The organism is Saccharopolyspora erythraea NRRL 2338, assembly GCF_000062885.1.
Classification (GTDB): Bacteria; Actinomycetota; Actinomycetes; order Mycobacteriales; family Pseudonocardiaceae; genus Saccharopolyspora_D; species Saccharopolyspora_D erythraea.
Genome location: NC_009142.1, coordinates 1805084 through 1828994, shown reverse-complemented (window position 1 = coordinate 1828994; position 23911 = coordinate 1805084). Strand labels below are relative to the sequence as shown.

The 23911-nt window shown below is 71.9% G+C and carries 24 protein-coding genes; 14 read left to right on the top strand and 10 right to left on the bottom strand.

Features of this window, described 5'->3' with window-relative positions:
• Positions 1-105: 105 nt before the first annotated feature.
• From SACE_RS08175 to SACE_RS08165, 3 genes are all read left to right on the top strand, one after another.
• Complete coding sequence (locus SACE_RS08175; RefSeq protein ID WP_009943889.1) at positions 106-843, top strand: SAM-dependent methyltransferase; 738 nt, start codon at positions 106-108, stop codon at positions 841-843.
• A 196-nt stretch (positions 844-1039) separates the two neighbouring features.
• Positions 1040-1696 carry a response regulator gene (locus SACE_RS08170; protein WP_009943891.1) on the top strand — a complete coding sequence of 219 codons (657 nt, stop codon included), beginning with the start codon at positions 1040-1042 and terminating at the stop codon, positions 1694-1696.
• On the top strand, positions 1693-2934 hold the full coding sequence (locus SACE_RS08165) for a sensor histidine kinase (protein WP_021341407.1): 1242 nt from the start codon (positions 1693-1695) through the stop codon (positions 2932-2934). The genes SACE_RS08170 and SACE_RS08165 overlap by 4 nt, the downstream gene beginning before the upstream one ends.
• Before the next feature lie 108 nt (positions 2935-3042).
• Here SACE_RS08165 and SACE_RS08160 read toward each other — a convergent pair whose 3' ends face one another.
• The 3 genes from SACE_RS08160 to SACE_RS08150 all read right to left on the bottom strand — a co-directional run bounded on the left by SACE_RS08160 (position 3043) and on the right by SACE_RS08150 (position 7076).
• The gene (locus SACE_RS08160; RefSeq protein ID WP_011873420.1) at positions 3043-4509 is read right to left on the bottom strand and encodes an alpha-amylase; all 1467 of its coding nucleotides are present in this window, start codon (positions 4507-4509) and stop codon (positions 3043-3045) included.
• A gap of 134 nt (positions 4510-4643) precedes the next feature.
• Positions 4644-6047 (bottom strand): FAD-binding oxidoreductase, encoded by a 1404-nt coding sequence (locus tag SACE_RS08155; protein ID WP_009943895.1) that lies wholly within the window; start codon positions 6045-6047, stop codon positions 4644-4646.
• Between the two features lie 99 nt (positions 6048-6146).
• On the bottom strand, positions 6147-7076 hold the full coding sequence (locus tag SACE_RS08150) for a carbohydrate kinase family protein (RefSeq protein WP_044547824.1): 930 nt from the start codon (positions 7074-7076) through the stop codon (positions 6147-6149).
• Positions 7077-7232: 156 nt separating this feature from the next.
• On the opposite strand from SACE_RS08150, the gene SACE_RS08145 reads away from it, so the two are divergent.
• A complete protein-coding gene (locus SACE_RS08145) occupies positions 7233-7448 on the top strand; it encodes an RNA-binding S4 domain-containing protein (RefSeq protein WP_009943898.1) in 216 nt (71 codons plus the stop codon).
• A gap of 138 nt (positions 7449-7586) precedes the next feature.
• Here SACE_RS08145 and SACE_RS08140 read toward each other — a convergent pair whose 3' ends face one another.
• Positions 7587-7952: a HesB/IscA family protein gene (locus SACE_RS08140; RefSeq protein WP_009943899.1), complete on the bottom strand. Its 366-nt coding sequence runs from the start codon at positions 7950-7952 to the stop codon at positions 7587-7589.
• 208 nt (positions 7953-8160) lie between these two features.
• Between SACE_RS08140 and SACE_RS08135 the strand changes: the two genes are divergently transcribed.
• The 5 genes from SACE_RS08135 to cobS all read left to right on the top strand — a co-directional run bounded on the left by SACE_RS08135 (position 8161) and on the right by cobS (position 12471).
• Positions 8161-8796 (top strand): DUF3043 domain-containing protein, encoded by a 636-nt coding sequence (locus tag SACE_RS08135; RefSeq protein WP_009943900.1) that lies wholly within the window; start codon positions 8161-8163, stop codon positions 8794-8796.
• A gap of 66 nt (positions 8797-8862) precedes the next feature.
• The gene (locus SACE_RS08130; RefSeq protein WP_009943902.1) at positions 8863-9849 is read left to right on the top strand and encodes an aldo/keto reductase family protein; all 987 of its coding nucleotides are present in this window, start codon (positions 8863-8865) and stop codon (positions 9847-9849) included.
• Between the two features lie 81 nt (positions 9850-9930).
• Positions 9931-10476: a bifunctional adenosylcobinamide kinase/adenosylcobinamide-phosphate guanylyltransferase gene (cobU, locus tag SACE_RS08125; protein WP_009943903.1), complete on the top strand. Its 546-nt coding sequence runs from the start codon at positions 9931-9933 to the stop codon at positions 10474-10476.
• A 13-nt stretch (positions 10477-10489) separates the two neighbouring features.
• Positions 10490-11626 carry a nicotinate-nucleotide--dimethylbenzimidazole phosphoribosyltransferase gene (cobT, locus tag SACE_RS08120; protein WP_197537728.1) on the top strand — a complete coding sequence of 379 codons (1137 nt, stop codon included), beginning with the start codon at positions 10490-10492 and terminating at the stop codon, positions 11624-11626.
• 110 nt (positions 11627-11736) lie between these two features.
• Positions 11737-12471: an adenosylcobinamide-GDP ribazoletransferase gene (gene cobS / locus SACE_RS08115; protein ID WP_009943907.1), complete on the top strand. Its 735-nt coding sequence runs from the start codon at positions 11737-11739 to the stop codon at positions 12469-12471.
• 22 nt (positions 12472-12493) lie between these two features.
• Here cobS and SACE_RS08110 read toward each other — a convergent pair whose 3' ends face one another.
• From SACE_RS08110 to SACE_RS08100, 3 genes are all read right to left on the bottom strand, one after another.
• The gene (locus tag SACE_RS08110) at positions 12494-12778 is read right to left on the bottom strand and encodes a ubiquitin-like small modifier protein 1 (protein WP_009943908.1); all 285 of its coding nucleotides are present in this window, start codon (positions 12776-12778) and stop codon (positions 12494-12496) included.
• Between the two features lie 100 nt (positions 12779-12878).
• Entirely contained in the window at positions 12879-13964 is a 1086-nt protein-coding gene (locus SACE_RS08105) for a WD40/YVTN/BNR-like repeat-containing protein (protein WP_009943909.1), read from the bottom strand.
• A 121-nt stretch (positions 13965-14085) separates the two neighbouring features.
• Entirely contained in the window at positions 14086-15189 is a 1104-nt protein-coding gene (locus SACE_RS08100) for a branched-chain amino acid aminotransferase (RefSeq protein ID WP_009943910.1), read from the bottom strand.
• A gap of 137 nt (positions 15190-15326) precedes the next feature.
• Between SACE_RS08100 and SACE_RS08095 the strand changes: the two genes are divergently transcribed.
• The gene (locus SACE_RS08095; protein ID WP_009943911.1) at positions 15327-15620 is read left to right on the top strand and encodes a hypothetical protein; all 294 of its coding nucleotides are present in this window, start codon (positions 15327-15329) and stop codon (positions 15618-15620) included.
• Between the two features lie 34 nt (positions 15621-15654).
• Here SACE_RS08095 and SACE_RS08090 read toward each other — a convergent pair whose 3' ends face one another.
• Both SACE_RS08090 and SACE_RS08085 read right to left on the bottom strand, forming a co-directional pair.
• Positions 15655-16317, bottom strand: coding sequence for a ribonuclease FAU-1 family protein (locus SACE_RS08090; protein ID WP_009943912.1), 663 nt, complete (start codon positions 16315-16317; stop codon positions 15655-15657).
• A gap of 6 nt (positions 16318-16323) precedes the next feature.
• Positions 16324-17571, bottom strand: a complete 1248-nt coding sequence (locus SACE_RS08085; RefSeq protein ID WP_009943913.1) for an APC family permease — start codon at positions 17569-17571, stop codon at positions 16324-16326.
• Between the two features lie 284 nt (positions 17572-17855).
• On the opposite strand from SACE_RS08085, the gene SACE_RS08080 reads away from it, so the two are divergent.
• Both SACE_RS08080 and SACE_RS08075 read left to right on the top strand, forming a co-directional pair.
• Positions 17856-19346, top strand: coding sequence for a leucyl aminopeptidase (locus tag SACE_RS08080; RefSeq protein ID WP_009943914.1), 1491 nt, complete (start codon positions 17856-17858; stop codon positions 19344-19346).
• Positions 19347-19429: 83 nt separating this feature from the next.
• Positions 19430-19915, top strand: coding sequence for an OsmC family protein (locus SACE_RS08075; RefSeq protein WP_009943915.1), 486 nt, complete (start codon positions 19430-19432; stop codon positions 19913-19915).
• A 13-nt stretch (positions 19916-19928) separates the two neighbouring features.
• On the opposite strand, the gene SACE_RS08070 is transcribed toward SACE_RS08075, so the two are convergent.
• Positions 19929-20273, bottom strand: coding sequence for a hypothetical protein (locus tag SACE_RS08070; protein ID WP_009943916.1), 345 nt, complete (start codon positions 20271-20273; stop codon positions 19929-19931).
• Positions 20274-20549: 276 nt separating this feature from the next.
• On the opposite strand from SACE_RS08070, the gene lpdA reads away from it, so the two are divergent.
• The gene (lpdA, locus tag SACE_RS08065; RefSeq protein ID WP_009943917.1) at positions 20550-21920 is read left to right on the top strand and encodes a dihydrolipoyl dehydrogenase; all 1371 of its coding nucleotides are present in this window, start codon (positions 20550-20552) and stop codon (positions 21918-21920) included.
• A 70-nt stretch (positions 21921-21990) separates the two neighbouring features.
• Positions 21991-23820 (top strand): 2-oxoglutarate dehydrogenase, E2 component, dihydrolipoamide succinyltransferase, encoded by a 1830-nt coding sequence (gene sucB / locus SACE_RS08060; RefSeq protein ID WP_011873419.1) that lies wholly within the window; start codon positions 21991-21993, stop codon positions 23818-23820.
• The last annotated feature ends 91 nt before the right edge of the window (positions 23821-23911 follow it).

The following is a 23911-nucleotide window of genomic DNA, read 5'->3' as shown; positions in this document are numbered from 1 at the left end:
GTCGCGACGGCGCTGACCAGTGAATTCCGAGCCGGCGAAATCCGGTGGCACCCGCCGCCTCCGGCGCGGGAAGATGCCTTCTCCGCCCGGATCCCAGGAGGCGCGATGACAACGCCGCCCTTCGACACCGAGGACCTGTTCGACGAGGACTACCTGCACTTCGCGGCGCGGCCGCTGGAGGAGACGAGCGACGCCGCGGCCGGTCTCGTCGAGCGGCTGCTGGAACTGCGGCCCGGGGAGCGGGTGCTGGACCTGGCCTGCGGGCACGGCCGGATCGCCAACCGGCTCGCCGCGCGCGGGTTGGAGGTGTCGGGGCTGGACATCACGCCGGTGTTCCTGGACCGCGCCAGGCAGGACGCCCACGAACGCGGCGTCGAGGTCGACTACGTCCGGGGCGACATGCGCGAGCTGCCGTGGACCGGCCACTTCGACGCGATCGTCAACTGGTTCACCGCGTTCGGCTACTTCGACGACGCGGGCAACCGGCGGGTCCTCGACCAGGCCCGCCAAGCCCTGCGACCGGGTGGCCGGCTGCTGCTGGAGCTGAACAACCAGGCACACGTCCTGCGCGCCTTCCAGCAGGCCATCGTCCACGAGGCCGACGGTGACCTGCTCGTCGACCGGCACCGGCTCGACCCGCTCACCAGCCGCAACATCGTCGAGCGGACCATCGTCCGGGCTGGACGCGTGCGGCGGTTCCACTACTTCACCCGCATGTTCGCCTTTCCTGAGCTCCGGGACTGGCTGCTGGCCGCGGGCTTCGACGAGGTCGAAGGGTTCGGCGAGGACGGTGGGCCGCTGACCGCCGACAGCCGCCGGATGCTCGTCCTCGCGCGCCGTTGAGGCCGTGCGCACGGCTCGTCGTGTGTCCACTGTGGTCCAGGTGTGGACGCGTACGAGATCGACCGCGCCCGGCCCTCCGAACCGGTCAGCGTCGGTGCGCGAGCACCGGCTCGAGAACGCTCTACTACAACCGCATGACCAGCGACGACGAAAGTCGTGGTTCGAATCGGCGTGCTCGCGGAAGTAGTGTGTCGGCGTGACGCGGATACTCCTGGCCGAGGACGAGCAGATCGTGCGCGCGGGGCTGCGCAAGATCCTGGAGAGCGCAGGCGACCTCACCGTCATCGCCGAGGCAGGGGACGGCGCCGAGGCCGTGACCGGGGTCCGGCGGCACGCGCCGGACGTGGTGGTCATGGACATCCAGATGCCCAGGCTCGACGGGCTGGCCGCGACCCGGCAGATCACCTCCCTGCCCGCGCCCCCGAAGATCCTGATCCTCACCATGTTCGACTTCGACGCGAACGTGTACTCGGCGATCGAGGCGGGCGCGTCGGGTTTCCTGCTCAAGGACGCCCGGCCGGAGGAGCTGATCAACGCGATCCGGGTGATCGCCGACGGCGACGCGATGCTCTCGCCGTCGGTCACCCGGCGGCTGCTCTCGCACTTCGCAGACCGCAACTCCCCCCGCGGCCCGACGGCCGTGCGCGGGCTCGACGAGCTGACACCGCGCGAGCGCCAGATCCTCTCGCTGGTCGGCGGCGGGCTGTCCAACGCCTCGATCGCCAAGACGCTGGGCGCCACCGAGTCCACGGTGAAGGGCCACGTCAGCCGCCTGCTGATGAAGCTGGACTGCGAGAACCGCGTGCAGCTCGCGCTCATCGCCCACAACGCCGGCATCGCGAGCGAGCAGTGAGCCGCCCGCACCCTCCGCGGCGGGTCCTGTGGTGGCCGAGGAGGCGCAGCGTCGTCTTCGACGTGCTGGTCGTGCTCGGCGTGACCGCGCTGGTGCTGTGGGTGGCCACCGACATCATCGAGTACCGCAGCCCCGAGCTGCGGACTTTCGCGGTGAGCACGGTGCCGGTCGCCACGCTGACCCTGATCGTGCGCAGGCGCTGGCCGATCGTGCCGGTCGTCGCGGCGGTCGGCGTGATCCTGATCGGCTACGACATCTTCCTGATCACCGTCGCGCTGTACTCGCTGGCCCGCTACGGCAGGTCGGAGCGCAGGCTGATCGCGGTCTCGGTGGCGGTCGCCGCGCTGATCGTGGTCAGCGACTACTACAACCCGATCGACATCACCCAGGTCTACGACGGCGACGAGGACTCGCCCGCCGTCCCGTGGGTCATCGTCGTGCCGTTCTCACTGGTGGCGGTGCCGGTGCTGCTCGGCGTCTACCTCAAGGCCCGCAACCGGCTGCTGGAGGAGCTGCAGGAGCGGGCCGACCGGCTGGAGCGGGAGCAGCACCTGCTGGCCGCGCAGGCCCTGGCCGAGGAGCGCTCGCGGATCGCCAGGGAGATGCACGACGTGGTGGCCCACCAGGTCGGCCTGGCCGTGATCTACAGCGGGGCGCTGGAGGTCAGCACCGACACCGAGCCGGCGGAGACCGCGCGGCTGGCCAGGCAGGTCGGTGACGCCAACCGGCAGGCGCTGCGGGAGCTGCGCGAGGTGATCGGCGTGCTGCGGCTGGCGGGCGGCAAGCCGGAGGACCCGCTGGCACCGCAACCCACTCTCGGCGAACTCCCCGAGCTGGTGTCGGAGTCCCTGGCGGCGGGGCTGCCGGTGCGGCTGCGCGTCGAGGGACCGGAGGTCCGGCTGCCGGGCAACGTGCAGCGCACGATCTACCGGATAGTGCAGGAGTCGCTGTCCAATGTGCACAAGCACGCCGGGATGGTCGAGACCGAGGTTCTGCTCCGCTACGAGGCGGAGTTCGTCACCGTGCGGGTCCACAACGCTCCCCCGCTGCGCCCGGTGGAGGTGGAGGTGCCCAGCGGCGGCCACGGCCTGATCGGCATGCGCGAGCGGATCTCGCTGGTGCAGGGCGTTTTCGAGGCCGGACGGCGACCCGACGGCAGCTTCCAGGTCCACGCCCGCATCCCGGTCACCCCCACCGCGGCGACCGACGACGCCGGCACCGAACGCGCGCCTGGCTGACCGCGCACGAGGCGCGCGTCCGGCTTCGGTTCCCGGCATCGATCAGTCGGGATCACGCAACTTCCAGTGCACCGCCCACCCCGGGGGCAGGCGACCCGTCGCGCCGACTCAGCCGACCTTGGCGCCGGCGTGCAGTGCCAGGCCCGATCCGGCGGCGACGGTGGCTGTGAAATTGCCGTCCCCTCCGACCTCGACGGTCCCACCGGTGCACCGGCCGTCGGCGACCTCGCCTGTCATCACGTCGCAGTAGGTGCCCGCGGGAAGCGACGACTGGAAGGTCTGGGAGAGCTGCCCGCCCTCGGTGTTGAACACCGCGAACCCGGCGTCGCCGCGCCCGAAGGCGATCTGGCCGCCGCCGTTGTCCCACCAGTTCGTCAGTCCGGTACCGGTGACGGCCTTGTGGAACCCGGCCATGCCGCTGATGACGGGCCGCCGGTGCTCGCACACCCACCGCTGGTCCTCGCAGCTCGCCGGGCTGGTCACCCCGCCGTCCCCGGCGGGCGGGCCCTGGTCGGGGTTGTCGAAGGCGAAGCTCGAGATCAGCTGCGGAGTGCCGTAGGGGTAGGCGAGCTCGAAACCGACCGCCAGGTCGTAGCGCTGCCCGTCCTTGTAGGTCAGCGTCGGGGAGCTGCGCTGCGTGTCGTGGTTGTCGATGAACACCACGGCCTGCTCGCTCGGCAGCGACATCTGGTCGGGCAGGTTCGCCAGCTGCGCCAGCGATCCGTCCCGGAAGGCGTTGCTGACCTTGCCGTGGTAGGCGAACTCGGTGACGTCGCCGTTGCCGGTGTACTCCGACGCCGGGGTCGTCTGGTCGGCGATCACCTCCTGGAACACGTACGGATCACCGTCGAGGGCACCGAAGACGGCGCCGACGTCCTCCGGCGGCATGTGCTTGACGCCGTCGACGCGGAACCCGGACACGCCCATGCCGACCAACCCGTTGAGGAAGCCGATCTGGGCGTTGCGGACCTTCTCGCTCTCGGTCTTGAGGTCCGCCAGTCCCACGAGCTCGCAGTTGCGCACCTCCCACTTGTCGTTGTAGTTGGTGATGTCCCGCCTGCAGTCGTGGAAGTCCCCGTCCTCGAACAGACCGGGATAGCGGTACTTCTCGTAGACGGTCCCGCCGCTGCCCGGACCGCTGCCCGCCGAGCCGCTGCCGCTCATGTGGTTGACGACCGCGTCGACGTAGACCTCGACACCGGATTCCTTGCAGGTGCGCACCATCGCGGCGAACTGCTCGCCACCACCGCGCCTGCTCTGCAGCCCGTAGCTCACCGGCTGGTAGTCCTGGTACCACGGGTAGCCCTTGTCGGCGAGCTGCACGTGCTCCTGCGGCGGCGACACCTGCACCGCGCCGAATCCCTTGGGCCCCAGGTGGTTCCTGCACTCCTGGGCGACCGAGTCCCACGGCCACTGGAACATCTGGACGATCGGCCCCGCCACCGGGGCGGTGGCCGGCGCCGTCGCGGGCGATCCGGGAGCCGCATCGGCGGCCGGGCCGGGAACCGCGGCCGCGGCGGGCACCAGGGACGCGCCGGCGAACGCCGTCGCCAGCACGAGTACCGGCAATCGCATGACAACCTCCTTCATCGGGGTTGTCATGCATCACATTTTCTTGCGTCTGTTAAGTCAATCGGCCATATGAACCACAGGTGAACTGCGGAAACCTTTGCAAAACTTTTCAAAACTTCAGCAAGGTAGCAGGACTCTCAGCCGGAGAGCCCCACCGGTCGCGCGGGCCGGACGTTGTGCCAGCGGTGGAAGATGTTGTCCGGGTCGTACTGCGCCTTGACCCTGGTCAGCGCCTGGTAGTTCTCCTCGCCGAAGCCCGCTACCACACGTCGTTCGCCCTCGTCGCCGATGAAGTTCAGATACGTCGCACCGGTGGAGTAGGGCCGCATGCCCTCCCGCACCGCGTGCGCCCAGTGCCTCGCCCGTCCGTCGTCAGCGGAGTCCTCCCACAGGCCCAGCGGATGTACCACCCACGGCGCGGACCGGTTGGACATCGGCCACACGCCCTCACCCCGCGCGACCGCACCGCCCCACGGGAGAAGCACGTGCTGCGACGGCGACGGGATCACCATCTCGTGCGCGAGGTCGCAGAAGAGCTGGACCGCCTGGTCCGGCATCCCGTGCAGGTACTCCGCAGACCAGTAGTTGCGGTAGCCGGGCGGGTCGTCGAGCATGCACTGCAGCTCCGCGTACGGCAGCTCCATGATCAGCGAGCCCGCCGGGCGAAGTGCGAGCAGGTCGGCGATCTGCTCGCGCAGATCGGTTTCCGGTCCCATGCACGTGATCAGCACCGCGCACGCCAGCGAGCCGACCAGCCGCTCCGGCACGAAGTCCTCCTGCGGCGCGGTCAGGTAGATCACTCCACCGCCGAGCTCCTCGGGCCCCTCCGTCATCAGTTCCCGGAACGCGCGCACGACCTCCGGCCCGTCTTCGGGCGCCCACAGCAGAAGCGCGGCCGAGAACTCCGGAAGCGGGTGCAGGCGGAAGGTGAGCGAGGTCGCCACCCCGAAGTTGCCGCCACCGCCGTGCAACGCCCAGAACAGGTCCGGGTTGTTGTGCTCGCTGGCGGTCACCGGGCTGCCGTCGGCGATGATCAGGTCCACCGACAGCAGGTTGTCGCACGACAGCCCGAGTTTCCGCTCCAGCCAGCCGGAACCGCCACCCAGCGCGAGCCCCGCGACGCCGGTGGTCGACACTCGCCCGCCGGTCGTTGCCAGCCCGTGCGGTTGTGTCGCCCGGTCCACGTCGCGCCACAGCGCACCGCCGCCGACGGTGACCGTCCGCGCGTCCGGGTCGACGGCGACCTCGTCCATCGGCCGCATGTCCAGCACGATCCCGTCGGCGCTCAGACTGGCGCCCGCGACGCTGTGGCCACCGCTGCGCACCGCCAGCTCCAACGCGTTGCGCTGCGCGAAGGCGACCCCGATGGCCACCTCCTCCGGGGTCCTGCACTGCGCGATCAGCTTCGGCTCCACCTCGATCGCGGAGTTGAACAGCTCCCGCGCACCTTCGTACCCGGCGTCCTCCCTGCCGAAGACCGCGCCGCTCATCCTCCCCCGCAGTTCTCTGACCAGTGCCTGGTCCCAGGACGCATCGCTCATCGAGTTCTCCTCCCCGGGAACGCGACCTCCTGGCGCGCAGAAAGCCACAGCTCACCCTGGTCATCGGGGCGCCGCCGCGGACAGAGGATTTCGCCCTGATCAGCAGCCCAGCAGCGGGGCGACCTCGGCCGCGGCGGAGTCGGAGTAGGCGGCGGCGAAGCGATCCAGCGCGCGGCCGTGGTCGAGGCTCCACTCCTGGGTGCCGGTGACCTCCAGGACGTGCACGGCGACGAGCGAACCGAGCTGCGCCGACCGCTCCAGGGAGAGCCCCGCGGCGACACCGGTCAGGAAGCCGGCGCGGAACCCGTCGCCGACACCGGTCGGGTCGGCTTTCGCCCGCTCCGGCACCGCGGGCACGTGCAGCCTGCACTCCCGGTCGACGATCTCGACGCCGTCCGCGCCGAGCGTGGTGGCCCGCACACCCACCCGCTGCCGGACCTGCTCCTGCGACCAGCCGGTCTTGTGCAGTAGCAGACCCCACTCGTAGGAGTTGCAGAACAGGTAGTCCGCACCTTCCACCACCCGCCGGACGTCCTCCCCGCCGAGCCGCGCGAGCTGCTGCGAGGGATCGGCTGCGAAGCGGTAGCCGCGCTGCCTGCACTCCTCGGTGTGGCGCACCATCGCCAGCGGGTCGTTCGGGCCGATCAGCACCAGCTCCGCGCCGGTCGCGCGCACCACCGGCGCCAGCTCGATGTTGCGGGCCTCGCTCATCGCCCCGGCGTAGAAGGACGCGATCTGGTTGAGCTCCTCGTCGGTGGTGCACACGAACCGCGCGGTGTGCGCGAACTCCGAGACGTGCACGCCGGAGCAGTCCACGCCGTGGCGCTCCAGCCAGGAGCGGTAGTCGGCGAAGTCGTCACCCACCGCCCCGACCAGCACCGGGCGAGCGCCGAGCACGCCCATCGCGAAGGCGATGTTGGCCCCCGCCCCGCCCCGGCGCACCACCAGGTCGTCGACCAGGAAGCTCAGCGACACCTGGGCGAGGTTGCCGGCCACGAGCTGCTCGCCGAAACGGCCGGGGAAGTGCATCAGGTGGTCGGTGGCGATGCTGCCGGTCACCACCGTGGGTGCACTGAGCGTGACGGACACAGCGGAACTCCTGCCGTTCGCGTGCCGGGCCGGACACGCAGCGTACCGCCGACGGTGCGTGCGGACCCGCTGACGAACCGGGCACACAATGGGGGCATGCGCGAAGTGGAGATCCGGGACGGCTCGATCCGCCTCGGCCAGCTGTTGAAGCTAGCGGGCGTGGCCGAGCACGGCGCCGACGCCAAGGCCCTGCTGGAGGAGGGCGAGGTGCGGGTGAACGACGCCGTCGAGACCCGCAGGGGAAGGCAGGTCGGCCCCGGCGACCTGGTCTCGCTGGGCGAGGACGTGATCCAGGTGGTCGGGGAGGAGTGAGCCGGGACCACCCCGCGCCTCGAACGCGAGAGGCCGACCGGACCTGCTCCGGTCCGGTCGGCCTGGTTGTGTCGGTGGCCGGTGGCCCCTCGGCGCGACGGGGCGTGCGCCCGCGCGCTCAGCGACCTGCCGGTTGACTCAGTGGAAGGAGTCGCCGCAGGCGCAGGAGCCGCCCGCGTTCGGGTTGTCGATCGTGAAGCCCTGCTTCTCGATGGTGTCGACGAAGTCGATGGTCGCGCCCTCGACGTAGGGAGCGCTCATCCGGTCGACGACCACGCCGAGGCCCTCGAAGTCGCGCCGGGCGTCACCGTCGAGGGTGCGCTCGTCGAAGAAGAGCTGGTAGCGCAGGCCCGCGCAACCACCGGGCTGGACGGCGATGCGCAGGTGCATGTCGTCACGGCCCTCCTGCTCGAGCAGGGCCTTGGCCTTCTTGGCCGCCGAGTCGGTCAGGGTGACCCCGTGGGCGGGTGCCTCGGTGTCGATCGTGGTGTCCTGGGCGGTCATGACTCTCCCTAGAGGTCTCGCTCATCCGATTCCGGCGTGGCGTGCAACGCCCCTCCGGTACCGGGCTATTCCCACGGGCGGTCCCGAGGGTGAATCCGGGTCCCTCCCATGGTGTCACAGGTCGCCGCGGAGCTGCTGTGATGTGGGTTGTTCGCGGTCGGAGCCGGTCTGGTGCGAGCGCGGTGGAGCCGTCGAATACCCTGGACGTGTGAGGTTCCTTCGCCGCAACAGTGCCGAGCAGACCGCCACCACCGAGTCCGAGGACGCGTCTGCCCAGGTCACGGAGGAGCACGGCGCCCGCACTCCCGGCAAGGGGCGGCCCACTCCCAAGCGCCGCGAAGCCGAGGGCAAGCGGCGCGGCCCGGTCCCGCCGCCGCCGAAGACGCAGCGCGAGGCGATGAAGCGTGCCCGCGGCAGCAAGGAGGAGCGCCGCAAGGCCGCCGCCGAGCGCCGCAAGCGGATGATGGAGGGTGACGACCGTTACCTGATGCCGCGCGACCGCGGCCCGGTCCGCGCCTACGTCCGCGACATCGTCGACACCCGCAGGCACCTCATGGGGCTGTTCATGCCGCTGGTGCTGGTGGTGTTCGCGACGACGCTGGTGCAGAACCTGGTCGTCCAGCAGTACGCGACGCTGGCGTGCCTGGTGCTGCTGCTGACCATGGCCTTCGAGGGCACCGTGCTCGGCAGGCAGGTCAACCGGCGGGTGCGGGCGAAGTTCCCCGACGCCAAGGACCGCCCGTTCTCGCTCGGCTGGTACGCCTTCACCCGCGCGATGCAGATCCGCAAGCTGCGGATGCCGCGCCCGCGCTACACGCCGAAGGACGCGGCCAAGCTCGGCTGATCCGGACCACCACGGCCTCTCCGTCGCTGGTTTTCGATCAAGAGCACGACGGCTTAGGGTCGGGGCATGGAGTTCCGTCGCCTCGGCCACAGCGGCCTGACCATCAGCGAGATCGCCTACGGCAACTGGCTCACCCACGGCTCCCAGGTCGAGGAGGACCGGGCCAAGCAGTGCGTCCAGGCCGCCCTCGACGCGGGCATCACGACCTTCGACACCGCCGACGTCTACGCCCAGACCAGGGCGGAGTCGGTGCTCGGCCGGGCGCTGTCCGGGGTGCGCCGGGAGAGCCTGGAGATCTTCACCAAGGTCTTCTTCCCCACCGGTGAGGGCCAGAACGACCGCGGCCTGGGGCGCAAGCACATCATGGAGTCCTGCGAGGCGTCGCTGCGCAGGCTCCAGACCGACTACGTCGACCTCTACCAGGCGCACCGCTACGACCACACCGTGCCGCTGGAAGAGACCATGACCGCCTTCGCCGACCTCGTCCGGCAGGGCAAGGCGCTCTACATCGGCGTCTCGGAGTGGACCGCCGAGCAGATCACCCGCGGCGCCGCGCTGGCGCGCGAGCTGTCGGTGCCGCTGATCTCCAACCAGCCGCAGTACTCGATGCTGTGGCGGGTCATCGAACCGCAGGTCGTCCCGGCCTGCGAGCGCGAGGGCATGGGCCAGATCGTGTGGTCGCCGATCGCGCAGGGCGTGCTCACCGGCAAGTACCTGCCGGGCGAGCAGCCGCCGGAGGGCTCGCGGGCCACCGACGCGTCGGGCGGTGCCGACTTCATCTCGCGCTGGATGCGCGACGACGTCCTCAAGGCGGTGCAGGAGCTCAAGCCGGTGGCCGCCGACCTCGGGCTCTCGATGGCGCAGCTCGCGGTGGCGTGGGTGCTGCAGAACCCGAACGTCTCCGCCGCGATCATCGGCGCTTCCCGCCCCGAGCAGGTCACCGACAACGTCGGCGCCGCCGGGGTGAAGCTCGACGACGACGTGCTGGACCGCATCGACACCGTCCTCGGCGACCTGGTCACCTCCGACCCGAGCCTGACCGCCTCGCACTGACGCGGTGCGCGGCGCCGCCGCGCGTGCCCTCGGGTAGCGTCGGGCCGGCATCACCCGGAGGGATCACGGCGGAGGTCGGAGTTGGCACACCGGACGCTGGTGCTGGGCGGCGCCCGGTCGGGCAAGTCGGCGCACGCCGAGGGCCTGCTCGCCGAGACCGATCCCGTCACCTACGTCGCGACCTCGCGCCGCGATCCCTCCGACCGGGAGTGGACCGAGCGGATCGCCGAACACGTCGCCCGGCGCCCGGACACCTGGCGCACGGTCGAGGCCGGTGATCCCGGCGAGCTGCGCCGGGTGCTCGCCGAGCCCCCGGACGGCTCGCCGCTGCTGGTCGACGACCTTGCCACCTGGCTGACCGGTGTGCTCGACGACGCCGGGGCGTGGGATCGCGACCCGGACGCGCTGCGCCGGGTGTCGGCGGACGCCGACGCGCTGGTCGGCGCCGTCCGGACCTGCCGGGCGCGGCTGGTGCTGGTCTCGGCCGAGGTCGGGTTGGGCATCGTGCCCGCCACCAGGTCTGGAAGACTTTTCCGCGACGAGCTCGGCGCGCTCAACGCCCGGCTGGCCGAGGTGTGCGACGAGGTCGTCCTGCTCGTGGCCGGCCTCCCGCTGCGCCTGCGCTGAGCGCTCGAGCCGCATGAACCTTGAACACGGAGGTAACCGCTTGTCCACCGCGTCCGAGACGTCCTCGATCGAGTTCCCGGCGGTGCCCGAGCCCGACGAGCAGGTCAAGCGGCAGGCGATCGCCCGCCAGGAGCAGCTGACCAAGCCCGCGGGTGCCCTGGGCAGGCTGGAGGAGGTCGGGGTCTGGGTCGCCGCCAGGCAGGGCGTCTGCCCGCCGCGGCCGTTCGCCCGGCCCCGCGTGGTGGTCTTCGCGGGCGACCACGGGGTGGCCGCGCACGGCGTGTCGGCCTACCCCAGCGAGGTCACCGGCCAGATGGTGCGCAACTTCCTCGACGGCGGCGCGGCGGTCAACGTGCTCGCCACGACCGCCGGGGCGAGCGTGCGGGTCGTGGACATGGCCGTCGACGCCGAGACCCCGGCGGTCGTCAGCGCCCGCAAGGTGCGCCGCGGCTCCGGCTCGATCGACCGCGAGGACGCCCTCGCCCCCGAGCAGGTGCACGCGGCGGTCACCGCGGGCCGCGCGATCGCCGACGAGGAGGTCGACTCCGGGGCGGACCTGCTCATCGCGGGCGACATGGGCATCGGCAACACCACCCCGGCGGCGGTGCTCATCGCCGCGCTGACCGCCACCGAGCCGGTCGCCGTGGTCGGCCGCGGCACCGGCATCGACGACCAGGCGTGGATGCGCAAGACCGCGGCGATCCGCGATGCGCTGCGCCGCGCCCGCAAGGTCCTCGACGACCCGGTCGCGTTGCTGCGGACATCCGCAGGCGCCGACATCGCCGCGCTGAGCGGTTTCCTCGCCCAGGCCGCGATCCGCCGCACGCCGGTGCTGCTCGACGGCGTCGTGGTCGGTGCCGCCGCCATGGTGGCCGAGGAGCTCGCTCCCGGGGCGCGGCAGTGGTGGCTGGCCTCGCACCGCTCGGCCGAGCCCGGCGGCACCCTGGTGCTCGAGCACCTCGACCTCGCACCGCTGCTCGACCTGGGCATGCGGCTCGGTGAGGGCTCCGGTGCACTGACAGCGTTGCCGCTGGTCACCGCAGCGGTGCGGGTGCTCGGCGAGATGGCCACCTTCGCCGAGGCGGGCGTGGGCGGCCCGACCGAGGCCGAGGCCACCGGACCGGCCGGGGTCGGCGGACCACAGGCGTGAGTCGCGAGCGCCGCTGATCTCGCCGGCGGGATCCGCCGCCTCCCGCGCGTGCGGTGCTCGCCGGAACGCGAACCCCGCGAGCCCCTTCGAGCACTGGAGGCACAACCACCGTGGACGGACTTCGCCTGGCGATGTCGTGGCTCAGCGTCGCGCCCGTGCGGGCCGGCCGGGTGGACGCCCGCGCCTGCCGCCAGGCGATCGCCCTGGCGCCGCTGGTCGGGGCGCTTGTCGGCGGGGTCGCCGCCGCGGTGCTGTGGGTGCTGGGCGCGCTGGGCGCACCGCCCCTGCTGGCCGGGTTGCTGGCGGTCGCGGCCCTGGTGCTGGTGACCAGGGGCATGCACGTCGACGGGCTGGCCGACACCGTCGACGGTCTCGGCTGCTACGGCCCGCCCGAGCGCGCCCTCGCCGTCATGCGCGACGGCGGAGCCGGGCCGTTCGCGGTGGTCGCGCTCGTGCTGGTGCTCGGCGTGCAGGCGGTGTCGCTCGGTGAGCTCGCCGCGGCCGGCGACTGGGCGACCGTCGTGGTCGCCTGCGCCGCCGGCCGCGCGGGGTTCGCGCTGTGCTGCCGAACCGGGGTGCCCGCCGCGCGCCCGGAGGGCATGGGCGCCCTGGTCGCGGGCTCGCAACCGGTCTGGGCCGTCGCGGTGTGGTGGCTGCTGCTGCTCGTAGCGGCTGGTATCAGCCACTGGTGGACCGGTCCGGTCGCGGTCGCGGCGGCGCTGGCCGCTCTCCTGGTGTTCACCCACCACGTGCGGCGCAGGTTCGGCGGCATCACCGGCGACGTCCTCGGCGCGGCCTCCGAGATCGGCACCACCACCGTCCTGGCGATCTGCGCGATCGCCTGACCGCCACCCACCGCGCCCCCGGCTACCCGCCCGCCACGGACGGGATCACCCGGACCTCCGCGCCCTCGGCCAGCTCCGTCTCGGCACCGTCGAGGCCGCGGCACTCCTCCCCGTCCAGGTAGAAGTTGACGTAGCGCCGCAGCGTGCGGCTCTCGTCGCGCAGCCTGCGCTCCAGCGCCGGATGGCGCCGGCCCAGCACGTCGAGCACTCCGCCGAGCGTCGACCCGGCCGCGACGTCCAGCTCGACCTGCGGGGCCCCGCCCGCGCTCGGCCGCAGGACGGCGGGCAGCACCACCGTGACACGCATCAGGTCTCCTTGGGATCGGTCGGCAACGGATCCGGCCTTCGGCCGGATGGCGCTTCGCGCCACTTGAAGCCCCATCGGGGGCTTCAAGCCACCCTGAGCTTCAAATACGTGCAGCCCGGACCGACATGACGTCCGGGAGGTGCTGGGCGACCAGGTGCCAGGTGTCTCCCTCGTCGGGGCTGGCGTAGACCTCGCCGGAGCGGGAGCCGAAGTAGATGCCCGCAGGGTCGGCGTCGTCGGTCCACATCGCGTCGCGCATCACCGCCGACCAGAAGCGGTCCGGAAGCCCGTCCGACAGGGCCGTCCACGACTGCCCGGCGTCCTCGCTGCGGTACACCCGGCACTGCCCGTCCGGCGGGAAGCGGCGCATGTCCGCCGAGAGCGGGAAGCCGTAGACCACGTCCGGCCGGTGCGGGTGGGTGACGATCGGGAAGCCGAAGTCGCTGGGCAGGCCGTCGGCGATCGACTGCCACGTCGCGGCGCCGTCGTCGCTGCGGTAGACGCCGAAGTGGTTCTGCAGGAAGAAGCGATCGGGGTTGGCCGGGTGCTGGGCGATCTTGTGGACGCACTGGCCGAACTCCGGGTACGGGTCCGGCAGGAACTTCGCCGAGACGCCGGTGTTGCTCGGGTTCCAGCTCTTGCCGCCGTCCTCGGTCCGGTAGACGCCGCCGGTCGACATCGCCACCGCGATCCGCTGGTGGTCGACCGGGTGCGGGATCACCGTGTGCACCGCCTGCCCGCCGCCCCCGGGCCACCACTGCTCCCGGTGCGGGTGGTCCCAGAGGCCGCGGACCAGCTCGTAGGTCCGCCCGCCGTCCTCGGAGCGGAACAGCGCGGACGGCTCGGTGCCCGCGTAGACGACCTCCGGGCTGTCGGCGGGGCCGGGTGCGATCTGCCACACCCGCTCCAGCGCGCCGCCGGTGTCCTCCGGGAAGGCGATCGGCGCCTCCTCCGGCTCCTGCCAGCTCGCGCCGAGATCCTCGCTGACCACCACGCTGGGGCCGAAATGCGTGCTGGACGCCCCGACCAGGATGCGCGGCGCGCGCCGGGTGTCGACGGCGACGGCGAAGATCTCGGCCATCGGCAGGTGCGGTCCGGTGACCTCCCAGCCGGCGCGGCCGTCGCGGCTGGTCGCCAGCCACAGCCCCTTCCTGGTGCCGATCGCGAGAACGACCTGCTCGGCCATGGTTCCTCCCGTGGTGTGACGCGCGTCTCAACGGGAAGCTACCTCCGAACCCCGACAAGGGCACCGGAAACGACGACGGCGCCCCCGCCGGGAAGCGGGGGCGCCGTCGTGTCGCCGGTGGTCAGACCAGCTTGGTCATCCACCCGTGGGTGTCTTCGACCGTGCCGTGCTGGATGCCGGTCAGCTTCTCGCGCAGGGCCATCGTCACCGTGCCGGGCCGGCCGTCGGCGATGGTGAACTCGGCGTCCTCGGACTTGACGTGGCCGACGGGGGTGATCACCGCGGCCGTGCCGCAGGCGAAGACCTCGGTCAGCTCACCGGAGGCGGCCTTCTTCTCCCACTCGTCGGTGGTGATGCGCCGTTCCTCGACCTGCATCCCGAGCTCCTCGCCGAGCCGCAGCAGCGACGAGCGGGTGATGCCCGGCAGCAGGCTGCCGGTCAGCGCCGGGGTCACCAGCCTGGCGTCGGAACCCGAGCCGAACACGAAGAACAGGTTCATGCCGCCCATCTCCTCGACGGCCCTGCGCTCCACCGCGTCCAGCCAGACCACCTGGTCGCAGCCCTTGGCCACGGCCTGCGCCTGGGCGACGAAGGAAGCCGCGTAGTTGCCCGCGAACTTCGCCGCGCCGGTGCCGCCGGGAGCCGCCCGCACGTACTCGTGGCCCAGCCACACCGTGACCGGCTTGATCCCGCCTGCGAAGTAGGAACCGGCGGGCGAGGCGATCACCGAGTACAGGTAGGAGTTGGCCGGCCGGTTGACGCCCAGGCTGGCCTCGGTGGAGATCATGAACGGCCGCAGGTACAGCGAGCTCTCGTGCTCGGTGGGAACCCAGCCGCGGTCCGCTCCCACCAGCTCGCGCAGGGAGTCCACGAACAGCTCCTCCGGCAGCTCCGGCATGGCGATGCGCTGCGCCGAGCGCTGGAACCGCCGCGCGTTGGCGTCCGGCCGGAAGGCCGCGACCGAACCGTCGGGCTGCTCGTAGGCCTTGAGGCCCTCGAAGATCGCCTGCGCGTAGTGCAGGACGGTGGTGGCTGGGTCGAGCTCCAGCGAGTGGTACGGCTCGAGCCGGGCGTCGTGCCAGCCCTGCTCGGCGCTCCACCGGATTGTCACCATGTGGTCGGTGAAGTACTGGCCGAAACCCGGATTCGCCAACACCTCCGCCCGGCGTTGGTCCGAGGCCGGATTCGGGTTGGTGTTGCGGGTGAACGACAGCGCTTCAGTCATGCGCGTACCGTATCGCGACGCTTCGAGCAGTGGAAACCCGATCTACGGAAGTTGGGCTTCCGAGTTTTCGACGTCGTTGTTCCGTCGTTGTTCCGCGAGACGGCCACCATCCGGACGGCGCCTTCTATGATGTGGCCATGACCGACGCCCAGAACCTTCCCGCGGCCGGCCCGACGACCGTCTCGCAGGACATGCTGGCCGCGACGCTGGCCGCGCTGATGCCGCTGGGCGGAGGCTTCCTGATCCTCTGGGGCTATGCCTGGCTGGACATCTTCGGCGCGATCGTCGGCGCCGCCCTGGCCGGCGGCTGGGCGTTCTGGTGGCGCAACAAGCACCGGACGTTCTTCCCGAAGGACCTGCGGGGCGGTTCCGTCGGAGGCGTCGCGGTGCTCGTCGCGCTCTTCGGCCTGTTCTTCTTCCTCGCGCTCTAGGGCCGCGGCCACCACCCGCGAGCGCGAGTCCGGATCACGGGTCGACCAGCAGTGACTCCGGGAGCGATGGCAGGGTCCAGCCCGGGTCCGGCCGCGCGTCGCAGTAGGTGCCGTCGAACGGGAAGTCCCCTGCCTTGGCCAGCGCGATCATGCGCTCGCCCTCGGCCCTGATCCTGGTGATGAACGAGCGGTCGAATCGCCCGGCCGCCAACGCGGCGTCGACCTCGTGCTCGTCCTTCCACTGCCAGTGGCCGTCCGGGAACACCTCGACGTCGAGCACCCCGTCGACCCTGCTGACGCCGGTGGCGTCCCGGCCCAGCGGCATCTCCAGGTTCACGTACCAGTTGCGGAAGGTGCCGTCGGGCTCGAAGAACCACCACACCGACGACCACTCGTTCTCGAAGACCATCCGCAGCGTGGGCGTGCCCCGCCAGATCGAGCGGGCCGGGACGCGGACGCCGCCGAACCGCTCGGCCATCGGCAGGTCGCGCGGGTTGCGACCGTCCGGCGAGGTGGTGACCCGGATGGACGTGCCGGGCAGCACCCAGCACAGCAGGGTCTCGCCGTCGTCGGCGAGCACCCGCGCCGGGTGCACGGTGCCCATCGAGCCGTCGAGCCTTAAGAACCGGTAGAGGACTTCCTGGCCGTAGTTCCACGCGGGCAGGCTCCGCTGCCCCACTCCGCTCATGTCGAGCATGCCGCCTCAGCTCCATCGTCGGGAGAAGGCACCCGTCGTGACGGGCCCCACAATGACGACTGCAAGGGTCGCAAGCAAAGCGGGCACCGGCATACTCATGGCAAGCACGACTGCGAGACCCATACCAAGGCATGCCGCCCGCATGGGCCAAGCGCGTTCCTCCGCCAGGAGCAGTCGCGCTCCGGCGTTCGCGAACGCGTAGTGGACGAGGACGCTGCAGGCCGCGAACGCCATCGCCGGGATCGGGTCGACGAACTGCGCCACCGCGGCCGCGGCCGCTCCCACCAGCAGATCCAGCGGATATGGCGTCCCGGACCGCGCGCGGCGGCCGAGCGCGGCGGGCAGATCGCCGTCGCGGACGAGCGCCAGTCCGGTCGAGCGGGCGATCTCCAGCGCGGCGAGCAGGACCGGCAGCAGCGCCACCGCGACGCCGACCGCGACCACCGGCCGCAGGTCCGACGCGGCCGCCGCGCCCAGAACGTCGATCACCGGAACGGGCGACAACGCGAGCCGGGCCGGACCGAGCTGGTAGAGCAGTCCGGCCGACAGCAGCCCGAGCAGCGCGGTGGTTACGGCCAGCGAGACGGTCACGCCGCGGCGGACCACCCGCCAGTCGAACCGGTCGCGTTGCTCGGCGGGCGCGGTCAGCCGCTCGAAGCCGAGGAAAGCGAAGAACAGCACTCCCGCCGCACCGGTGATGCCGACCGCGCTGTCGGGCCCGGGAGGCGAGGACGGCTGCGCGGGCACGGGGGCGATGCCGAAGCAGACGGCGACGACGACGGCCACCACCGCGAAGGTCAGCAGCAGCCAGAGCCAGGCCGCGCGCCCCCTGATCCGCAGGCCGGCGGTCGCGGCGAGCACCGCGAGCAGGACCGCCACCGCGGCCGCCCCGCCGGATGAGGAGGGCACCAGCAGGTCACCGATCACCCCGGCGATCGCCGCCATCGCGGCGACCTGACCGGCGATGTGGGTCGTGGCGCCGATCCGCGCGGGCACCAGGCCCACCCGTGAGCGGGTGCAGGTGTAGGCCGCGCCCGGTCCCCGGTAGGCCGCCGACTGGTAGGCGGTGGAGACCGCGCAGCAGGTGGCCGCCAGGGCCGCGACCGGCAGTCCGAACAGCGACCACGGGCCCGCCGCGGCGAACGCGGGGGCCAGGCCGACGAACAGGCCGACGCCGAGCATGGCGCCCAGCGCCTGCGGGATCGCGCTGGTCCCGGCCTCGAGACGTCGGGGCAACTCCAGCTCTTGGGCCACGAGACCACCCTTACAGAGGATGCCGCCCTGGGCAGCCGCCTGTCGGCTGATGCGCCGGACGGCCCAACCAGGATAGAACCGACAGGATGCCATCCTGGCTAAGGCGCGGGGCCACCAGAGGCCCGCGGTGGCACCGCCGGCCCGCGCCGCCGGATCCGCGGCGCTGTCGTGTCTGCGCCAAGCGCCACGCCTGGACGGCTTGATCCACCCGGGCCGTTCTAGAGTGCGGACAGGACCGCGCTCCGGCGGCCCGCTTCAACCCCGTAGGCCCGGAGGATACGCACGTGACGACACCCAAACTCGCCCTCACCGACGGCGCGGTGGCCAAGCTGACGGTCGAAGCGCTGATCATCGGCACCGTGGCCGGACCGGACGGCGTCGAGCTCGCGCCCGGCTCCGAGCAGGTCGCGGCCGCCTTCGACGGCGACCTCGCGAAGGTGCTGGCTTCCCTGGGTGCGACCGGCAAGGCCGACGAGGTGGTCAAGCTCCCCGCGGGCGGCAAGCTGCGCGCGGAGGTCCTGGTCGCGGCCGGCCTCGGCAAGCCGGCCGACGACGGGCCCTCGGCCGAGTCCGTCCGGCGCGGCTCCGGCGCCGCCGCCCGTGCGCTGACCGGTGTCTCGCACGCCGCCACCACCCTGTCCGCCGTGGACCTGTCGGCGGCCGTGCAGGGCACGGTGCTGGGCGCCTACGCCTTCAGCCGCTACAAGTCGCAGCCCGGCGACGAGCCGGTGTCCAAGGTGGACCTCGTGGTGGCCGACGCCAAGGACGACGCGACCAGGGCGACGCTCAAGGGCGCCACCGCCATCGCCGAGGCCGTCAGCACCGCCCGCGACCTGATCAACACCCCGCCGAACGACCTGTACCCGGCCTCCTTCGCCGACCGGGCGAGCGAGCTCGGCCGCGGCGCGGGCCTGGAGGTCGAGGTGCTCGACGACAACGCGCTGCGCAAGCAGGGCTATGGCGGCATCCTCGGCGTCGGCAGCGGCTCGTCCCGGCCGCCGCGGCTGGTGCGGTTGCGCCACAAGGGACCGAAGGGCGCCAAGAAGGTCGCGCTGATCGGCAAGGGCATCACCTTCGACACCGGCGGCATCTCGCTCAAGCCCGGCGCCAACATGGACGAGATGACCTCGGACATGTCGGGCGCGGCCGCGGTGATCGCGACGATGGTGCTGGCGGCCAGGCTCAACTACCCGATCGACATCACCGCCACCGTGCCGATGGCCGAGAACATGCCGTCGGGCACCGCCTACCGCCCCGGCGACGTGCTGACCATGTACGGCGGCAAGACGGTCGAGGTCCTCAACACCGACGCCGAGGGCAGGCTCATCCTGGCCGACGCCATCGTGCGCGCCTGCGAGGACGAGCCGGACTACCTCGTCGAGACCTCCACACTGACCGGCGCGCAGGTCGTCGCGCTGGGCAAGCGGACCCCCGGCGTGATGGGCACCGACGAGTTCCGCGACCGGGTCGCCGAGCTCTCCCAGGCCGTCGGCGAGGGCGCCTGGGCGATGCCGATGCCCGAGGAGCTGCGCGGCGACCTCGACTCGCGGCTGGCCGACCTGGCCAACATCACCGGCCACCGCTGGGGCGGCATGCTCGCGGCCGGGCTGTTCCTGCGGGAGTTCGTCGCCGAGGGCGTGCCGTGGGCCCACATCGACATCGCGGGCCCGGCGTACAACTCCGGCTCGCCGTGGGGGTACACCGCCAAGGGCGGCACGGGCGTCCCGGTCCGCACCCTCGCCGCGGTGCTGGCCGACATCGCCGACCACGACTGATCCGGTGAACGGGCGGTGCCGCGGCGTGATCCATGCCTCAAACGGATCAACACGGCACCGCCCCCGGATGCCAGGATGGCGGGGTGACTGACACCGAGCCGGGCAAGCACGGCTACCAGGTCGACGTGGTGTGGACCGGCAACACCGGGCAGGGCACCACCTCCTACCGCAGCTACCGGCGCACCCACGAGGTGCGCGCGGACGGCAAGGGCGTCATCGACGCCTCGGCCGACCCGGTCTTCCGCGGCGACGCCGACCGCTACAACCCCGAGGAGCTGCTGGTCGCGTCGCTGGCGCAGTGCCACATGCTCTGGTACCTGCACCTGGCCGCCGACTGCGGCGTCGTGGTGATCGGCTACCACGACCGGGCGCGCGGGACGCTCGCGGAGAACGCCGACGGTTCCGGCCAGTTCGAGGAGGTCGTGCTCGCCCCGGAGGTCACCGTCGCCGACCGCGCCAGCGTCGACGTCGCCGAGGCCCTGCACGAGCGCGCGCACGAGCTCTGCTACATCGCCAAGTCCGTGACCTTCCCGGTGCACCACGAGCCCAGCACCCGCGTCGCGAACTGAGAACCCGGCGCGCTCAGTCCTCCAGCGCCCTGCGCCGCTCGCGGTCGCGCACGATCCGCTGCCTCGCCTGGTAGTCGCGCATGCGCTGCGGGTAGCCCACCTTGGACACCTCGTAGCACGGCATCGACAGCTTGCGGGCGAAGCGGTGCGCGGCGTCCGGGCCGGCGACCCGGCGGCGGGTCCACTCCCCGTCGTGGGCGACGAGCACCAGCGTCGTCTCGGTCACCGCGGTGCGCGGCTCGATGTAGGCCTCCACCCCGCGCCGCCGTGCAGCCCATTCCCGCAGGTGATCGGTGTCCTGGGAACTCGCCGAGCGCGCCGGGCGCCGTCTGCGGCGAAGCCGGTCGAACAGGCCCACGCCGACCCACCTTCCACTCGGGTCCCGCCCCGGCCGGCCGCACCACCGGCTCCCCGGGCGGGGAGGACCGCGACGAGATGTTCTCTGCATCGATGATGCCACCGGCTGTGTCCGGCAGGTGCGGTTTTAGTGCGTGTGATCTCGGTCGAAGGGCCCGGAATAGGGCGAGCCCACGTCGCGTCGGTACACAGTGTGGTGACAAGATGGCCCCGAAGCGCCTGACCTGTGCGTGCCGGGCGCCAACGCGAGTCAACGATGCCTGTCGAGGAGTGCGAAGTGACCGACACGTCCGCCGATCTGGTCATTCTCGGCGGCGGCTCGGGCGGCTACGCCTGCGCTTTCCGCGCGGCCGAGCTCGGCCTGTCCGTCGTCCTTATCGAAAAGGACAAGCTCGGTGGGACCTGCCTGCACCGCGGGTGCATCCCCACCAAGGCGCTGCTGCACGCAGCGGAGGTCGCCGACTCCGCCCGCGACGGCGACCAGTTCGGTGTGAAGACCTCGCTCGAGGGCATCGACATCGCAGGCGTCAACTCCTACAAGGACGGTGTCGTCAGCAAGCTCTACAAGGGCGTCCAGGGTCTGTTCAAGGCCCACAAGATCACCGTCGTCGAGGGTGCGGGCACCCTGGTCGACGCCAAGACCGTCGAGGTCGACGGCACCCGCTACACCGGCCGCAACGTCGTGCTCGCCACAGGCTCGTACTCCAAGTCGCTGCCGGGGCTGGAGCTGGGCGGCCGGGTCATCGCCAGCGAGCAGGCCCTGAACCTGGACTTCGTGCCGGAGAAGGTCGTGGTGCTCGGCGGTGGCGTGATCGGCGTGGAGTTCGCCAGCGTCTGGCGCTCCTTCGGCGCCGAGGTCACCATCGTCGAGGCCCTGCCGCACCTGGTGCCCAACGAGGACGAGTTCATCTCCAAGCGCCTGGAGCGCGAGTTCCGCAAGCGCGGCATCAAGTTCAAGACCGGCGTCAAGTTCACCGGTGCCCAGCAGAGCGCCGAGGGGGTCTCGGTCAGCCTGGAGAACGGCGACCAGTACGACGCCGACCTGCTGCTGGTGGCCGTCGGCCGCGGCCCCAACACCGCCGCCCTCGGCTTCGAGGAGGCCGGGGTGACCATGGAGCGCGGCTTCGTGCGCACCGACGACCGCCTGCGCACCAGCGTCGACGGCGTCTACGCGGTCGGCGACATCGTGCCCGGCCTGCAGCTCGCGCACCGCGGCTTCCAGCAGGGCATCTTCGTGGCCGAGGAGATCGCGGGGCTCAACCCGCAGGCGATCGACGAGTCGGGCATCCCGCGGGTCACCTACAGCCACCCCGAGGTCGCCTCGGTCGGCCTGACCGAGGCCGCGGCCAAGGAGCAGTACGGATCGGTCGAGACCTTCAACTACGACTTGGCCGGCAACGGCAAGAGCCAGATCCTCAAGACCTCCGGTGCGGTGAAGCTGGTCCGGGCCACCGACGGCCCGGTGGTGGGACTGCACATGGTCGGCGACCGCGTCGGTGAGCTCATCGGTGAGGCCCAGCTCATCTACAACTGGGAGGCCCTGCCCGAGGACGTCGCACCGCTGGTGCACGCACACCCGACTCAGACCGAAGCGCTCGGCGAGGCCCACCTCGCCCTGGCCGGCAAGCCGCTGCACGTGCACGGCTGACGTCTGAAATCCCGGCCGACCAGACGAGTCAGCCAAGCACCCCGCCACACAACGAGGAGACAGCGAACAGATGGCCTTCTCCGTCCAGATGCCGGCACTCGGCGAGAGCGTCACCGAGGGAACGATCACCAGGTGGCTCAAGCAGGAGGGCGACACCGTCGAGGTCGACGAACCCCTGCTGGAGGTCTCCACCGACAAGGTCGACACCGAGATCCCCTCCCCGGCCGCCGGTGTGCTCCAGCGCATCGTCGCCCAGGAGGACGACACCATCGAGATCGGCGGCGAGCTCGCCGTGATCGGTGAGTCGGGCGAGTCCGGCGGCGGCGAGTCCGCCCCCGCGGAGCAGCCCCAGCAGGCCGAGCCGCAGCAGCCCGAGCCCCAGCAGGCCGAGGCCGCGCAGCCGGAGCCCGAGCAGCAGCCCGCCCCGGCCCAGCAGGAGGCCCCGGCGCAGAGCTCCGGTGCCGCCCAGTCCGGTTCGGCGCAGGGCACCGAGGTGCCGATGCCCGCGCTGGGCGAGAGCGTCACCGAGGGAACGATCACCAGGTGGCTCAAGCAGGTCGGCGACACCGTCGAGGTCGACGAACCCCTGCTGGAGGTCTCCACCGACAAGGTCGACACCGAGATCCCCTCCCCGGTGGCCGGGACCCTGCTGGAGATCTCCGCCGGTGAGGACGACACCGTCGAGGTCGGCGCCAAGCTGGCCGTGGTCGGTGAGCAGGGCGCCGCGCCGTCGGCCCCGGCCGCGCCGCCGGAGGAGCAGACCGCCCCGCAGCAGGCCGCGCCACAGCAGGCCGCGCCACAGCAGTCGGCCCCGGCCGAGCAGCAGGCACCGGCTCAGCAGCAGGCTCCGGCCCAGCCCGCTCCGCAGCCCGTGCAGGAGCAGCCCCAGCAGGCCGCCCCGGCGCAGCCCGCCCAGCCGTCGGCTCCGGCCGAGGCCCCCTCGGGCGCCGCGCCGTACGTGACGCCGCTGGTGCGCAAGCTGGCCAACGAGCACGGCATCGACCTGTCCAAGATCAAGGGCAGCGGTGTCGGCGGCCGGATCCGCAAGCAGGACGTGCAGGCCGCCGTCGACGCCGCCAAGGCCGAGCAGGAGGCGCCCGCCGCGGCTCCGTCGGCTCCGTCCCGGCCCGGCCCGGCGGCCGCCCAGGCCGTGGAGCCCTCGGAAGAGGCCAAGGCGCTGCGCGGCACCACCCAGAAGATGACGCGGCTGCGCCAGCTTCTGGCCCGCCGCATGGTCGAGTCGCTGCAGACCGCCGCCCAGCTCACCACGGTGGTCGAGGTCGACGTCACCAGAATCGCCCGCCTGCGCGACCGCGCCAAGCAGAACTTCGAGGCGGCCGAAGGCGTCAAGCTCTCCTTCCTGCCCTTCTTCGCCAAGGCCGCGGCCGAGGCGCTGAAGCTGCACCCGAAGCTCAACGCTTCGGTGGACGAGGAGAACAAGGAGGTCACCTACCACGCCGCCGAGCACCTGGCGATCGCGGTCGACACCGAGCGCGGCCTGGTCTCGCCGGTGATCCACGACGCGGGTGACCTCAACCTCGGCGGGCTGGCCCGCAAGATCGCCGACCTGGCGGCGCGCACCCGCAACAACAAGATCAAGCCGGACGAGCTCAGCGGCGGCACGTTCACGCTGACCAACACCGGCAGCCGGGGCGCGCTGTTCGACACGCCGATCCTGAACCCGCCGCAGGTGGGCATGCTGGGCACCGGCACCGTGGTGAAGCGGCCGGTCGTGGTCACCGACGAGAACGGCGGCGACACGATCGCCATTCGCTCGATGGTGTACCTCGTGCTGTCCTACGACCACCGCCTGGTCGACGGCGCGGACGCGGCCCGGTTCCTGGCCACCCTCAAGCAGCGGCTCGAGGAAGGCGCCTTCGAGGCCGACCTGGGCCTCTGAGACGGCCGACGGCAGCGGGGCCGCCCACCGATCCGGTGGGCGGCCCCGTTTCCTTTGCGGTGGCAGGTGGGCTCCAGCGTCGCGCCGCGGA

Excerpts from the sequence above, each read along its gene's own strand:
- cobT (WP_197537728.1), top strand. The coding sequence starts at position 10,490 with ATGAACCTTGAACACGGAGGTAACCGCTTGTCCACCGCGTCCGAGACG.
- SACE_RS08110 (WP_009943908.1), bottom strand. The coding sequence starts at position 12,778 with ATGCGTGTCACGGTGGTGCTGCCCGCCGTCCTGCGGCCGAGCGCGGGC.
- SACE_RS08090 (WP_009943912.1), bottom strand. The coding sequence starts at position 16,317 with ATGCTCGACATGAGCGGAGTGGGGCAGCGGAGCCTGCCCGCGTGGAAC.
- SACE_RS08140 (WP_009943899.1), bottom strand. The coding sequence starts at position 7,952 with ATGACCGCCCAGGACACCACGATCGACACCGAGGCACCCGCCCACGGG.
- SACE_RS08095 (WP_009943911.1), top strand. The coding sequence starts at position 15,327 with ATGACCGACGCCCAGAACCTTCCCGCGGCCGGCCCGACGACCGTCTCG.
- sucB (WP_011873419.1), top strand. The coding sequence starts at position 21,991 with ATGGCCTTCTCCGTCCAGATGCCGGCACTCGGCGAGAGCGTCACCGAG.
- SACE_RS08160 (WP_011873420.1), bottom strand. The coding sequence starts at position 4,509 with ATGCGATTGCCGGTACTCGTGCTGGCGACGGCGTTCGCCGGCGCGTCC.
- SACE_RS08100 (WP_009943910.1), bottom strand. The coding sequence starts at position 15,189 with ATGACTGAAGCGCTGTCGTTCACCCGCAACACCAACCCGAATCCGGCC.
- SACE_RS08105 (WP_009943909.1), bottom strand. The coding sequence starts at position 13,964 with ATGGCCGAGCAGGTCGTTCTCGCGATCGGCACCAGGAAGGGGCTGTGG.
- SACE_RS08175 (WP_009943889.1), top strand. The coding sequence starts at position 106 with ATGACAACGCCGCCCTTCGACACCGAGGACCTGTTCGACGAGGACTAC.
- SACE_RS08150 (WP_044547824.1), bottom strand. The coding sequence starts at position 7,076 with ATGCACTTCCCCGGCCGTTTCGGCGAGCAGCTCGTGGCCGGCAACCTC.
- SACE_RS08130 (WP_009943902.1), top strand. The coding sequence starts at position 8,863 with ATGGAGTTCCGTCGCCTCGGCCACAGCGGCCTGACCATCAGCGAGATC.
- SACE_RS08155 (WP_009943895.1), bottom strand. The coding sequence starts at position 6,047 with ATGAGCGATGCGTCCTGGGACCAGGCACTGGTCAGAGAACTGCGGGGG.
- SACE_RS08145 (WP_009943898.1), top strand. The coding sequence starts at position 7,233 with ATGCGCGAAGTGGAGATCCGGGACGGCTCGATCCGCCTCGGCCAGCTG.